General features: G+C 68.0%; 12 protein-coding genes. 6 read left to right on the forward strand and 6 right to left on the reverse strand.

The window, feature by feature from the left end:
* Nucleotides 1-58 precede the first annotated feature (58 nt).
* Nucleotides 59-1,204, reverse strand: coding sequence for a BMP family lipoprotein (locus NZH93_RS44020; RefSeq protein WP_259629364.1), 1,146 nt, complete (start codon nucleotides 1,202-1,204; stop codon nucleotides 59-61).
* A 588-nt stretch (nucleotides 1,205-1,792) separates the two neighbouring features.
* On the opposite strand from NZH93_RS44020, the gene sdhC reads away from it, so the two are divergent.
* From sdhC to NZH93_RS44040, 4 genes are read left to right on the forward strand one after another with little or no spacing between them, the layout of a single operon-like run.
* Entirely contained in the window at nucleotides 1,793-2,215 is a 423-nt protein-coding gene (gene sdhC / locus NZH93_RS44025; protein WP_259629300.1) for a succinate dehydrogenase, cytochrome b556 subunit, read from the forward strand.
* The gene (locus NZH93_RS44030; protein ID WP_259629301.1) at nucleotides 2,215-2,628 is read left to right on the forward strand and encodes a succinate dehydrogenase hydrophobic membrane anchor subunit; all 414 of its coding nucleotides are present in this window, start codon (nucleotides 2,215-2,217) and stop codon (nucleotides 2,626-2,628) included. The genes sdhC and NZH93_RS44030 overlap by 1 nt, the downstream gene beginning before the upstream one ends.
* 21 nt (nucleotides 2,629-2,649) lie before the next feature.
* A complete protein-coding gene (sdhA, locus tag NZH93_RS44035; protein ID WP_259629302.1) occupies nucleotides 2,650-4,401 on the forward strand; it encodes a succinate dehydrogenase flavoprotein subunit in 1,752 nt (583 codons plus the stop codon).
* Nucleotides 4,401-5,192 carry a succinate dehydrogenase iron-sulfur subunit gene (locus NZH93_RS44040; protein WP_259629303.1) on the forward strand — a complete coding sequence of 264 codons (792 nt, stop codon included), beginning with the start codon at nucleotides 4,401-4,403 and terminating at the stop codon, nucleotides 5,190-5,192. The genes sdhA and NZH93_RS44040 overlap by 1 nt, the downstream gene beginning before the upstream one ends.
* 63 nt (nucleotides 5,193-5,255) lie before the next feature.
* Here the strand turns inward: NZH93_RS44040 and NZH93_RS44045 are convergent, their stop codons facing one another.
* Complete coding sequence (locus NZH93_RS44045; RefSeq protein WP_259629304.1) at nucleotides 5,256-6,590, reverse strand: D-alanyl-D-alanine carboxypeptidase family protein; 1,335 nt, start codon at nucleotides 6,588-6,590, stop codon at nucleotides 5,256-5,258.
* Between the two features lie 60 nt (nucleotides 6,591-6,650).
* Between NZH93_RS44045 and NZH93_RS44050 the strand changes: the two genes are divergently transcribed.
* Both NZH93_RS44050 and NZH93_RS44055 read left to right on the forward strand, forming a co-directional pair.
* Nucleotides 6,651-6,884, forward strand: coding sequence for an SCO4848 family membrane protein (locus tag NZH93_RS44050; protein WP_259629305.1), 234 nt, complete (start codon nucleotides 6,651-6,653; stop codon nucleotides 6,882-6,884).
* A 26-nt stretch (nucleotides 6,885-6,910) separates the two neighbouring features.
* Entirely contained in the window at nucleotides 6,911-7,258 is a 348-nt protein-coding gene (locus NZH93_RS44055; protein ID WP_259629306.1) for a hypothetical protein, read from the forward strand.
* On the opposite strand, the gene yhjD is transcribed toward NZH93_RS44055, so the two are convergent.
* The 4 genes from yhjD to NZH93_RS44075 all read right to left on the reverse strand — a co-directional run bounded on the left by yhjD (nucleotide 7,227) and on the right by NZH93_RS44075 (nucleotide 12,862).
* Nucleotides 7,227-8,246, reverse strand: coding sequence for an inner membrane protein YhjD (gene yhjD, locus NZH93_RS44060; RefSeq protein WP_259629307.1), 1,020 nt, complete (start codon nucleotides 8,244-8,246; stop codon nucleotides 7,227-7,229). The two genes, NZH93_RS44055 and yhjD, sit on opposite strands and share 32 nt — an antisense overlap.
* A gap of 605 nt (nucleotides 8,247-8,851) precedes the next feature.
* Entirely contained in the window at nucleotides 8,852-9,874 is a 1,023-nt protein-coding gene (gene trpS / locus NZH93_RS44065) for a tryptophan--tRNA ligase (protein WP_259629308.1), read from the reverse strand.
* A 21-nt stretch (nucleotides 9,875-9,895) separates the two neighbouring features.
* Entirely contained in the window at nucleotides 9,896-10,183 is a 288-nt protein-coding gene (locus tag NZH93_RS44070; RefSeq protein WP_259629309.1) for a hypothetical protein, read from the reverse strand.
* Between the two features lie 123 nt (nucleotides 10,184-10,306).
* Nucleotides 10,307-12,862, reverse strand: a complete 2,556-nt coding sequence (locus NZH93_RS44075; RefSeq protein ID WP_259629310.1) for a bifunctional FO biosynthesis protein CofGH — start codon at nucleotides 12,860-12,862, stop codon at nucleotides 10,307-10,309.
* Nucleotides 12,863-12,912 lie beyond the last annotated feature (50 nt).

Here is a 12,912-nt window from a genome sequence, read left to right on the forward strand (position 1 = left end):
GACGTGCTGGGCCCCACGAGACGTGCTCGCGGGGCCCAGCACGACCGGCAGTCTGACGTTAGCTGCTCGGCTTGTCCGAGACGGTGATCTTGCCTGCGATGATCTGGGCCTTGTAGCCCTCGAGGACCGCCGCCAGGTCGGCGTCGATCTTGCCACCGGAGGTGGCGTAGCCGACGCCGTCGACCTTGAGGTCGAAGACCTTCGGCAGGCTCGCCAGGTCGTTCTTCGCGACGGCCTTGACGAAGTCGAAGACCGCGACGTCGACGCGCTTGAGCATGGACGAGACGATCACGTCCTTGGACTCGGCGACCGTGGCCTGGTTGTACTGGTCGGAGTCGACGCCGATGGCCTTGACGTTGCCCGCCTTGGCGGCGGCGAAGACGCCCTTGCCGGACGCGCCGGACGCGTGGTAGATCACGTCGGCGCCGGAGTCGATCTGGCCCTGCGCGACGGCCTGGCCCTTGGCCGGGTCCTGGAACCCGGTGAAGTCACCGGCCGGGGTCAGGTACTTCTGCTCGATCTTGATGTCCGGGGCGGCCACCTTGGCGCCCTGGACGTAGCCCGCCTCGAACTTCTGGATCAGCGGGATGCTCACGCCGCCGACGAAGCCGATGTGGCAGCCCTTGCTCTGGTACGCGGCGATGACGCCCGCGAGGAAGGAGCCCTGCTCCTCGGCGAACACCAGGCCGGTCACGTTCGGGGCGCCCTCGACGACACCGTCCACGATGCCGAACTTGACGTTCGGGAACTCGGGGGCGACGACCTTCAGCGACTCGGCGTAGGCGAAGCCCACGGCCACGATCGGGCTGAAGCCGTCGGTCGCGAGCTGGCGGAGGCGGGTCTGCTTCGCGTCCTCGGCCTCGTTCGGGGCGGCGGTCAGCTCCTTGACGTTCTCGGCCTTCAGGCCCAGGTCCGTCTTGGCCTTGTCCAGACCGGCGGCGGCGGAGTCGTTGAACGACGCGTCGCCACGGCCACCGATGTCGTAGGCCAGGCCGACCTTGAGCGCGCTGCCGTCCACCTTCGTGGCGTCACCGGCGGTGCTGCTGCTCGCGGCCGCGGCGGCGGGCTTCTCGGCCAGCTTGCAGCCGCTGGCGGCGGTCCCGCTCGACCCCCCGCTGGTGGTGTTGCCGCCAGAGTCCTTGGCACACGCTGCCATCGACATGACGCTGGTCAGCGCGATCGCGGCAACCGCGATGCCCCGCATTCGACGACGCACGGCTCGTCTCCCTCCCTGCTCAACCGAGCAGACATTCCCGACAACGACGCCGTCGGGCCTTCCGAGTGGCGAACCGTACCCCCTGGTAATGGCCTCAGGACGCACGCCGGCTCGCACGTGACCTAATCGTTGATGCGATCGACATCGTTCGCCACTCGACGTAACCCGCCCGTCTCTGGGCGTGGCCAGGAAGCACCCGGAACGGTGGTCCCGCGCTCCTCGGGAAGGTCAACTGTGGAAATCCGCCACCGAAGTCCCCTCCGGGTGAATCCGCGCGAACCGGATGGGCCCGCCGTGCGTGAAGCGGGTGGCGCGCGCCACGCGGCGGCCGGGACCTGGCGGGGTACCGGCCGCCGCACCCTTTCCAGGGGGCGCCGGAATTCCCGTTCGTGAACGGTTCCGACCGGGCGGATCGATACAGGTCACCCAGAAGAACGACACCGTGTTCCATCGATCACAGAGCGGGTGCGGCCGTTGGGTCCGTTCGTGTTCACAGGTCTAGCATCGGATGGTCAAGGTCTTTCTCAATAGTTGAGTTCACAGACCAACCACCACTGACGTTGGAGGCCGTTGCGCATGGCCAGTACCACCGCGACCGAGCGGGAGGGCACCTCCCGAGGGGGCGGCACGCTGTACCGCGGCGATCTGGGCATGTGGTCATGGGTCGCCCACCGCATCACCGGCGTGCTCACCTTCTTCTTCCTCTTCGCGCACGTGATCGACACCGCGCTCGTCCGGGTGTCGCCGCAGACGTACGACGCGGTGATCGAGGTGTACAAGAACCCGGTCGTCAACGTGATGGAGATCGGTCTCGTCGGCGCGGTGCTCTACCACGCGCTCAACGGCATCCGCATCATGCTGGTCGACTTCTGGGAGAAGGGCCCGCGCTTCCAGCGCGCCATGCTCTGGGCGACCCTCGGCATCTGGGTCGTCGTCATGGTGCCCGGCGCCTACTTCATGATCGAGCGGACGCTGTCCGACCTGTTCGGGGGCAAGTGATGTCGAACGCACTCGGCCTGGCCAAGCCCCGCGCGCCGCGCAGGCCCGCCGCCCGCCGCAGCAACTTCGAACTTTATAGCTGGCTGTTCATGCGCATCTCGGGCATGGCGCTCGTCGTGCTGGTGCTCGGGCACCTGTTCATCATGAACGTCCTCGACGGCGGCGTGCACCGCATCAACTTCGGTTTCGTCGCCGGTCGCTGGGCATCGCCGTTCTGGCAGATGTGGGACCTGTCGATGCTCTGGCTCGCGCAGATCCACGGCGGGAACGGCCTCCGCACGGTGATCAACGACTACGCCCGCAAGGACGCCACCCGGTTCTGGCTGAAGATCCTGCTCTACGTCTCGATGGTGTTGATCATTTCCCTCGGCACGTTCGTGATCTTCACCTTCGACCCGAACATCACCGACTGACGCGCTGCGGGAGAACGTGAAATGCAGTTCCACAAGTACGACGTAGTGATCATCGGTGCGGGTGGCGCGGGTATGCGCGCGGCCATCGAGTCCGGTCAGCGCGCCCGCACCGCGGTGCTGACCAAGCTGTACCCGACCAGGTCGCACACCGGCGCGGCGCAGGGCGGCATGTGCGCCGCCCTCGCGAACGTCGAGGAGGACAACTGGGAGTGGCACACCTTCGACACGATCAAGGGCGGTGACTACCTGGTCGACCAGGACGCCGCCGAGATCATGGCGAAGGAGGCCATCGACGCGGTCCTCGACCTGGAGAAGATGGGCCTGCCGTTCAACCGCACGCCCGAGGGCAAGATCGACCAGCGGCGCTTCGGCGGGCACACCCGCAACCACGGCGAGGCCGCCGTGCGCCGGGCCTGCTACGCGGCGGACCGCACCGGTCACATGATCCTCCAGACGCTGTACCAGAACTGCGTCAAGCACGGCATCGAGTTCTTCAACGAGTTCTACGTGCTCGACATCTGCCTGACCGAGACGGCCGACGGCCCGGTGTGCACCGGCGCGGTCGCCTACGAGCTCGCGACCGGCGAGATCCACGTGTTCCAGGCCAAGTCCGTGGTCTTCGCGACCGGCGGCTTCGGCAAGGTCTTCAAGACCACGTCGAACGCGCACACCCTGACCGGCGACGGCATGGGCATCGTGTTCCGCAAGGGCCTGCCGCTGGAGGACATGGAGTTCTACCAGTTCCACCCGACCGGCCTCGCGGGCCTGGGCATCCTGCTCACCGAGGGCGCCCGCGGCGAGGGCGCGATCCTGCGCAACGCCGACGGCGAGCGGTTCATGGAGCGGTACGCGCCGACCATCAAGGACCTGGCGCCGCGCGACATCGTCGCCCGCTCCATGGCCCTGGAGGTGTTGGAGGGCCGCGGCGCGGGTCCGAACAAGGACTACGTGCTGCTGGACTGCACGCACCTCGGCGCCGAGGTGCTGGAGACGAAGCTCCCGGACATCACCGAGTTCGCCCGCACGTACCTCGCGGTCGACCCGGTGACCGAGCCGGTCCCGGTGTACCCGACGGCGCACTACGCCATGGGCGGCATCCCGACCAACGTCCACGGCGAAGTGCTGCGGGACAACGACCACGTCGTCCCCGGCCTGTACGCGGCGGGCGAGTGCGCGTGCGTCTCGGTGCACGGCGCGAACCGCCTGGGCACGAACTCGCTGCTGGACATCAACGTGTTCGGCCGCCGCGCGGGCATCGCCGCCGCGGAGTACGCGCTGGCGCACGAGCAGCTCGACCTGCCGGAGAACCCGGCCGCCGCCGTCGAGGCGCAGGTCGCGCTGGTGCTGTCCGAGCACGGCCACGAGCGCGTCGCGGACATCCGCATCGCGTTGCAGGCCACCATGGACGCCAACGCGTCGGTGTACCGCACCGAGGACACGTTGAAGCAGGCGCTGCACGACGTGCAGGCGCTCAAGGAGCGCTACGCGCGGATCACCGTGCAGGACAAGGGCAAGCGGTTCAACACGGACCTGCTCGAAGCGGTCGAGCTCGGCTTCCTGCTTGAGCTGGCCGAGGTGCTGGTCGTCGGCGCGCTGGCGCGGAAGGAGTCGCGCGGCGGTCACGCCCGCGAGGACTACCCGACCCGCGACGACACGAACTTCATGCGCCACAGCATGTACTACAAGCAGGGCGAGGCGCTGGCCGCCGACATCCGGCTTGACTACAAGCCCGTGACCTTTACCCGGTACCAGCCGATGGAGCGCAAGTACTGATGACCGCCTCTACTGCTGAACAGACGTCCGCCTCGGGCTCGAAGGGCTCCGAGCCGCCGGTGCCCGAGGGCGCGATCACCGTCACGGTGAAGATCCGGCGCTTCAACACCGAGTTCGACGACGAACCGCGCTGGGACTCCTTCGAGATCCCGGCCCTCCCGTCGGACCGCGTGCTGAACCTGCTGCACTACGTGAAGTGGTACCTGGACGGCACCCTGACGTTCCGCCGGTCGTGCGCGCACGGCATCTGCGGCTCGGACGCGATGCGCATCAACGGCGTGAACCGCTTGGCGTGCAAGGTGCTGCTGAAGGACCTGCTGTCCGCGGGCGGCAAGCCGACCACGATCACCATCGAGCCCATCAAGGGTCTGCCGGTCCACAAGGACCTGCTGGTCGACATGGAGCCGTTCTTCGAGGCGTTCCGCGCCGTGCAGCCGTACCTGATCAACTACTCCCCCGAGCCGACGCGGGAGCGGTTGCAGTCGGCGGCGGACCGCGAGCGGTTCGACGACACCACCAAGTGCATCCTGTGCGCCTGCTGCACCACGTCGTGCCCGGTGTACTGGTCGGACGGCTCGTACTTCGGGCCCGCCGCGATCGTGAACGCGCACCGGTTCATCTTCGACAGCCGGGACGAGGGCGCCGAGGAGCGGCTGGACATCCTCAGCGACAAGGAGGGCGTGTGGCGCTGCCGCACGACCTTCAACTGCACCGACGCGTGCCCCCGCGGCATCCAGGTGACGAAGGCGATCCAGGAAGTGAAGCGCGCGCTGCTGTTCAAGCGGGTCTGACGCGGCCTGAACCGAAGAGCCCCCCACCCGGTCGTCGGGTGGGGGGCTCTTCGGTTTCCGGGGTCACAGACCGAGCTGCGCCAGCTTCGCCTCTTGTTCGGCGTTGCGGCGGGCACGGGCCTTCTTGGCCCGCAACGACCGCAGGTACATGACCAGTCCCAGCAGGACGCCCAGCGCCGCGACACCGGTGACCGGCAGGCCGACGTTGCCGAACGCGGCCTCCATCGGGGTCTTGCCCGCCGTCAGCTTGTTCACGTCGCCGCCGGTGCCGTTCGGGGCGCCGGGGACGCTGGTCTCGGTCGGCTTGGGCTCGGTGGTCTTCTTCTTCGCCTGTGGCGCGCCGTCCACCAGCCTGCCGATGTCGCCGGAACCCTGGAGCTCGAAGCCGTAGTCGAGCAGCGCCACCGCCTGGTCGGCGATCGGCGCCGCCTGCTTCGTACCGCGCAGCAGCCCGACGATGAGCCGCTTGCCGCCGCGTTCCGCCGCGCCCACGTAGGTGTTCAGGGCGTCGTCGGTGTAACCGGCCCGACCGCCGAGCGCGCCCTCGTAGTTGCCCAGCAGGAGGTTGTCGTTGACCACCTGGATCGTGCCCCGGCCGCTCGGCGCGGGGAAGTTGATCTGCGGGGTGCCGATCGCCTTGGCGAACTCCGGGTACTTCATGGCCGCGCGGAAGATCAGCGCCACGTCGTAGGCCGACGTGCTCGTGCCGGGGGCGTCGAGGCCGGACGGGGTGATCGCCCGCGTGTCCAGCGCGCCCAGCTCGACGGCCAGCGCGTTCATCTTGCGGACCGCGCTGGGCACACCGCCCAGCCGCCGCGCGAGCGTGTGCGCCACGTCGTTGCCGGACATCATCAGCAGCGCCTGCATGAGCTGGTCCACGGTGTACTGGCCGCCGTCGCGCAGACCGACGCACGTGCACTCCTGGTCCACGTCCTCCTGCGTCGCCACGACCGTCGTGTCCAGCGGCAGCTCCTTGGCCACCACCATGGCCAGCAGCACCTTCATCACCGAGGCGGGGCGCTGCCTGCCGTGCGGGTCGTACGCCGCCAGCACGGCGCCGCTGTCCATGTCCGCCACCACCCAGCTCGCCGCCGTCACGCCGTCCGGCACGGGCTTCGCGTTCGCGGGCAGCACCAGCGCGCACTCCGCCAGGCGTTCGCCGCCGACGGGCGTCTCCGGGACCGGCAGCGGGCTGGGCGGCTTCATGCCGTCCGGCACCTGTTCCGACGTGTCGACCGGAGGCGGGGGACTCACGCGGTTCTCGCAGTTCGCGGGCTGTGCCACCCGCACGGGAGCGGGCTGCGCGGTGCCGATCGGCGAGACCAGTGCGGCGCTTGCGATCAGCGTGCAGACGGACAGGACCAGGGCAAGGGCGGGCCGTCGAACGGTGGAAGGCACCCGACCAGGCTATCCACCCCCGTCGGGTGACGTGCACCCACCACGTCCGATACTGCTCGGGTGAAGCTCTCCCGGTGGATGTCCGCGTTCCTGGTCGCCTTCGGGGTGTGGTCGTGGGTGATCTGGCCTACCTTCCTGCGCAACATCTGGAAGGACCCGCGCTCGTGGGACGACGGCGCGACCGCGTTCTTCACCGTGCACCTCGTGCTGGTCGTGGCGTCGTTGACGTTCGGGACCGTGATCGGGGTGCTGGGGGTGCGGGGCCTGCTGGCCCTGCGCGCCCCGCGTTCCTGACCCACCACGCCTTGGAGGCCCGTCCCGTGGAATTCGTGCGACTGCTGCTGGTGTTCCTGCACCTGCTCGGCATGGGGATGCTCGTCGCGATGTTCTTCCTCCAGTTGCGCGCGGGAGCGGGTGCGCCGCTGAACAAGGGCTGGCTGCACGGCTCCGGGCTGCAACTGCTCACCGGCCTGGCATTGGTCGGGCTGGCACCGCTGACCGACAAGGACTACGACCACTTCAAGGTCGGCGTGAAGCTGCTGGTGCTCGTCGTGATCGGCGTGCTCGCGTTCGCCTACGTGCGCAAGCCCGCGGCACCGACGTGGCTGCCGCGGGCGTTGGCCGGCTTGGTCGTGCTCAACGTGGGCGTCGCGGTTTTCTGGACCTGAGGGTCAACCCGGCCAGCAGACCCGCACCGACGAGGCTCGCGGCGGTGCGGGTGCTGGGTCGGCTGGTGACCATGATCGTCGGCCGGATGACGGCGGGCACAGGCGCCGGGATGACCTTCTCCGGCAGGTTGTCCGTGGCCGTTGCCGTCCAGGCGGTGATGAAGAGCAGGAACTGCGCCACCAGGTTCGCGAACACCAGGATGCCGATGACCGGCCCGAACGCCGCGCCAGCCGGAGAACTGGTCACGCTGGACAGGTAGATCGTGGCCACCTGCTTCAGCACCTCGAACCCGATACTGGCCGCGAGCGCGCCCTTGAAGGCGCTGCGCCAGGTCACCGGGTCCCTGGGGAGCTTCGCGAGCACCCAGAGGAAGACGAGCCAGTTGGCGGCCAGACCGAGCACGATCGTCCCGACCTTCAACAGGAACTCGGCCCACCCGACACCCTCCAGCCCCACCAGCCGGAGCAGCAGGTTCGCGAACCCGGACCCCGCCGCCGTGATGCCGAAGGACACGACGAGCGCGGTCCCGAGCCCGAGGAGGGCCAGGAGGTCCTTCAGGTAGGTCTTCAGGAACGGCAGATCCGCCTTCGGATGCCCCCACTGCGCGGTCAACGCGTCCCGCAGGTTAGCCATCCACCCGAGCCCCGAGTACGCGGCGCCCAGGAGCCCGAGGACACCGACCGTGCCCTTGGACTCGATCGCCTGCTCCACAACCTGGTTGAGGGTGTCCCCCAGGGTGCCGGGAACCGCGTCCTGTATGGCCACCCTCAGTTCGTCCAGGAGGTCCGGCTGGGACGACAGGACGATACCGGCGACGGCGAAGGCGATCATCAGGATGGGAACCAGCGAGAGCACGCTGAAGTACGTCACCGCGGCGGCGTAGTGCGAGCCGTAACTCTCGGTGTACCGCTGCACAGCCCGCATGATGTGATCCAGCCACGCGTGCTGCCGCCGAAGCTTGTCGATCTTGGATTCGCTTTCCGCCACGGGGTGACGCTACCCAGGGTTACCTTGACCTGCACGTTGGTACTTGCCTGGGTGTGTGCCGGGTACGTGTGCCTGGGTGTGTGCCGGGTACGTGTGGGGTGGGTGTGTGTTGCGGGTACGTGTGGGGTGGGTCGTCGAGTGCAGGGCGGTTCGTTTGGGGTGATCCTGGAGCCGGCCGATTTGACTTGGGGACCCCTCTTTTGCCCCTTTGATCGGGCCAAAAGGGCAGGCTGAAGACCTACCCGATCATCAATTTTAAGGGGCAAAACCCCAAGTAAAATCGGCCTCAAGCAAGCACATGGCACCAGTCAGGAAATCGGCAGCCTATCCTACTAAGCCAGCCAATCAGCTTTAATACCTTTATGTCTTTACTCAGCCACAACGTCACGCAACATCCGCATGCAACTGTGGTCGATTTTACTTGGGGTTTTTGGCGCTAAACTCAGTCGGGCGGCAAGCTTTCCACCTGCCGTTTTTGCCCGACTAGCGCCAAAAAGAGGGGCCCCAAGTCAAATCGACCACACCCACCTACGCAACCGCCCAACCCAAACACCACCCACACAAACAGCCACCCAGCCCCCAACCCACCGGCAGCTCATCACTCACTACGCAGGCGCCAAAAACCCAATCCGCTCATAAGCCCGAGCCAACGTCACAGACGCCACCTCACGAGCCCTCTCAGCCCCCCGAGCCAACACCTTGTCCAACTCAGCCGGATCATCAAGATAAGCAGCAACCCGAGCCTGCACAGGAGTCACGAATTCCGTGAACACCTCACCCAGGTCCTTCTTCAAATCCCCATAACCCCGACCAGCATAATCCGCTTCCAACTCCGGAACAGCCCGCCCGGTCAACGCCGAGTAAATGGTCAACAGATTACTGACCCCAGGCTTCTCCACCACATCAAACACAACCTCACGCCCAGCATCAGTAACAGCCGAACGAATCTTCTTGGCGGACCGCTTGGGATCCTCCAACAACTCCACCATCCCAGCAGGCACAGACTTGCTCATCTTCGCCGCAGGATCCTGAAGATCATAAATCTTAGCCGTGTCCTTGACAATATAAGCCTCAGGAACCCGAAAAGTCTTCCCATACCGCTTGTTGAACCGCTGCGCCAGATCCCGCGTCAACTCCAGGTGCTGCCGCTGATCCTCCCCAACGGGAACGAACTGCGTCTGGTACAACAAAATATCCGCGGCCTGCAAGATCGGGTACGTGAACAACCCCACCCCGACGTGATCAGCCGTCTGCCGAGCCGACTTGTCCTTGAACTGGGTCATCCGCCCGGCCTCACCGAACCCGGTCAAGCACTGCATCACCCACCCCAACTGGGCGTGCTCCGGAACGTGGCTCTGCACGAACAAAGCCGACCGCTCCGGGTCGATCCCCAGCGCCAGCAACTGCGCGGCCGACACCCTGGAGTTCTGCCTCAGCGTCTTGGGGTCCTGTTCGACCGTGATGGCGTGCAGGTCGACGACGCAGTAGAACGCGTCGTGCGATTCCTGCAAGGCGACCCACTGCCTGACCGCGCCCAGGTAGTTGCCCAGGTGGAACGAGCCCGCTGTCGGCTGGATGCCGGACAGGACTCGGGGACGGCTGGTGGGGGTTGCGCTCTCGGTCGACACGGAACTGATTGTGCCGGGTGCTCAGGCCTGGGTGGTGGCCGGTGCTGGTGTGGGGGTGTCCGAGGTCGGCGGGGTGACCACGCGCTGGTTCTGCTCGGAGACGACGACGCCCTTGCGGCGCCGCAGGAAACCGGTGACCAGGCCGATGACGCCCACCGCGACCGCACCGACGCCGACAGGGCCCGCCAGGGCGCTGTCGAAGGCCGTCCGCGCCACCGTGCCGTCAGCGGCCAGTGCGACCCCCGGCGACAGCAGGACGGACGTGGTGGACACGACGACCAGACTCAAAGCCGCACTGCGACCGCGCACTGCCGAGCCTCCTCAGAAGACAGCCGTCACCACTTCGGGTGAACTCTGTGGCCTGGATGCCGCGACCCTACCGAAGCTGTGCGATTCTCATCCGCCACTCCGGTGAACGCGACCGGCCGAAGATTAGCGGTCAAGGGGTGCGCTCTCCACGAGTGGGGTCTTCCTCACAGTTTCGACTCGTCCGTACGTCGTAGTCCGCTGCCGCGCCGTGCGGCCCGCGAGCGCCGCCGTGGCGACCAGTTGCTCGGCCGTCCTGGCGGACCCGTGCTCGGAGCCGGCCATGCGGCTGATCGTCTCCTCCATGAGCGTTCCGCCCAGGTCGTTGGCACCGCCGCGCAGCACCTCCGAGGTGCCCTCGTCACCGAGCTTCACCCACGAGACCTGCACGTTGTCGACGCGGCCGTGCAGTGCGAGCCGCGCGAACGCGTGCACGGCGCGGTTGTCGCGGCGGGTCGGGCCGGGGCGGGCGACACCCGCGAGGTAGATGGGCGCGTTGCGGTGCACGAACGGCAGTCCGACGAACTCGGTGAGGCCTCCGGTGCGGTCCTGGAGCGCCGCGAGGGTGCGGAAGTGGCCGAGCCAGTGACCGGGGTGGTCCACGTGGCCGTACATCATCGTGGAGGACGAGCGGATGCCGACCTCGTGCGCCGTGCCGACGACCTCCAGCCACGTGGCGGTCGGCAGCTTGCCCTTGGTGAGGACCCAGCGGACGTCGTCGTCGAGGATCTCGGCGGCCGTGCCTGGAATCGTGTCGAGACCGGCGTCCTTCAACTCCTGGAGCCATTCGCGGACGCTCACGCCCGCCTTGGCGGCGGCGCTGACGATCTCCATCGGGCTGAACGCGTGGACGTGCATGCCGGGCAGCCGCTTCTTGATGGCCCGGACGACGTCCGCGTAGTAGGTGACCGGCAGCTTCGGGTCGATGCCGCCCTGCATGCAGACCTCGGTGGCGCCCGCGTCCCACGCCTCCTGCGCGCGGTCCACGACCTCGTCGGTGGACAGCCGGAACGCGTCGGCGTCGCGTTCGCGCTGCGCGAAGGCGCAGAAGCGGCAGCCGACGTAGCAGACGTTCGAGAAGTTGATGTTGCGGTTGACCACGTAGGTCACGTCGTCGCCGACCACGCTCGCGCGCAGCTCGTCGGCGAGGCGGGTCATGGTCTCCAGCGCGTCGCCGTCGGCCGTCAGCAGCGCCATGGCGGCGTCCGTGTCGTCCAGGATGCCCGCGGGGTTGTCCGCGGCGAGGCTCAACGCCCGGCCCACGTCCTCAGGAAGCCGGGAAACGGCCTTGGGGACGCTGAGGGACGACCAGTCGCCGTAGACGGTCTCGAAGTCGCTCCGGCGGTCCTCCGTGCGGCCCTCGGTGTCGATGGACGTGTTGAGGTCCGCGCGGCCGTAGGTGTCGACGCCGCCGTCCGGCTCCTGCCACTCACGTCCGACGACCTCCGCGGAAGCGTTTGCGAGCCCGTCGGCCGACGCGAGCGCGGCGACGTGGCCGGTGAGCCTGCTGTCGATCCACTGGCCCGCCATCGCGCGGACGTAGCGCGGGTAGACGTTGAGGCGCTCGCGGAGGTCGTACCCGACGGCCTTCGTGCGCTCGACCAGCTCGTCGATGTGCGGCCACGGGCGTTCGGGGTTCACGTGGTCCGGGGTGATCGGCGAGACGCCGCCCCAGTCGTCGATCCCGGCGCGCAGCATCATCGGGAACTCGTCGCCGACGAGGTTCGGCGGCGCCTGCACGCTCGTCGTCGACGGCATGAGCAGCCGGGCGACCGAGATGGTCGCGGCCAGCTCGTGCAGGTCGGCGTCGGGCATGCCGCGCATCGCCGTGTCCGGCTTGGCCCGGAAGTTCTGGATGATCACTTCCTGGATGTGCCCGTACTGCTGGGCGATCCCCCGGATCGCCATCAGCGACTCGGCACGCTCCGTGATCGTTTCGCCGATGCCGATCAGGATGCCGGTGGTGAACGGGACGTTCACCCGGCCCGCGTCGGTCAGCACCCGGAGGCGGACCGCGGGTTCCTTGTCCGGGCTGCCGTAGTGCGGCCCGCCCTTCTCGCTCCACAGCCGCGTGGCCGTGGTCTCCAGCATCATCCCCATGCTGGACGCGACGGGCTTGAGCCGCTGCAACTCCTCCCAGCTCAGCACGCCGGGGTTGAGGTGCGGCAGCAGGCCGGTCTCCTCCAGCACCGCGATGGCGCACGCCCGCACGTAGTCGAGCGTCGACGAGTACCCGCGCGCCTCCAGCCACTCCTGAGCGGCGGGCCACCGCTCCTCCGGGCGGTCACCGAGGGTGAACAGCGCTTCCTTGCACCCGGCGGCCGCGCCCTTCCTGGCGATCTCCAGGACCTCGTCGCGTTCCAGGAACGCCGCGGGCAGCTTGTGCGGCACGGTCGCGAACGTGCAGTAGTGGCACCGGTCGCGGCACAGCCGGGTCAGCGGGATGAACACCGACCGGCTGTACGTCACGACGCCCTCGCGGCCCTCCGCGCGCAGGTGCGCGTCCCGCACCCGCCCCGCGGCGCCGAACAGCTCTTCGAGGTCGTCGCCGCGGGCGTGCAGCAGCACCGCGGCCTCGGTCACGTCGAGCGCGACCCCGTCGTTCGCCCGCCGAAGCGCCCGCCGCATCGCGCTGGCGCTCGGCACGGGCTCGGGTGCGTTGAGGGAGATGTCCACTGCCACGTCAACGACCCTAGGCGGTGGAAATTCCTTCCCGTCTATCCAGTGAGATG

Origin of the sequence: Umezawaea endophytica, assembly GCF_025061645.1 — a bacterium.
In the GTDB taxonomy this organism is placed as follows: Bacteria; Actinomycetota; Actinomycetes; order Mycobacteriales; family Pseudonocardiaceae; genus Umezawaea; species Umezawaea endophytica.

Excerpts from the sequence above, each read along its gene's own strand:
- NZH93_RS44020 (WP_259629364.1), bottom strand. The coding sequence starts at position 1,204 with ATGCGGGGCATCGCGGTTGCCGCGATCGCGCTGACCAGCGTCATGTCG.
- sdhC (WP_259629300.1), top strand. The coding sequence starts at position 1,793 with ATGGCCAGTACCACCGCGACCGAGCGGGAGGGCACCTCCCGAGGGGGC.
- NZH93_RS44030 (WP_259629301.1), top strand. The coding sequence starts at position 2,215 with ATGTCGAACGCACTCGGCCTGGCCAAGCCCCGCGCGCCGCGCAGGCCC.
- sdhA (WP_259629302.1), top strand. The coding sequence starts at position 2,650 with ATGCAGTTCCACAAGTACGACGTAGTGATCATCGGTGCGGGTGGCGCG.
- NZH93_RS44040 (WP_259629303.1), top strand. The coding sequence starts at position 4,401 with ATGACCGCCTCTACTGCTGAACAGACGTCCGCCTCGGGCTCGAAGGGC.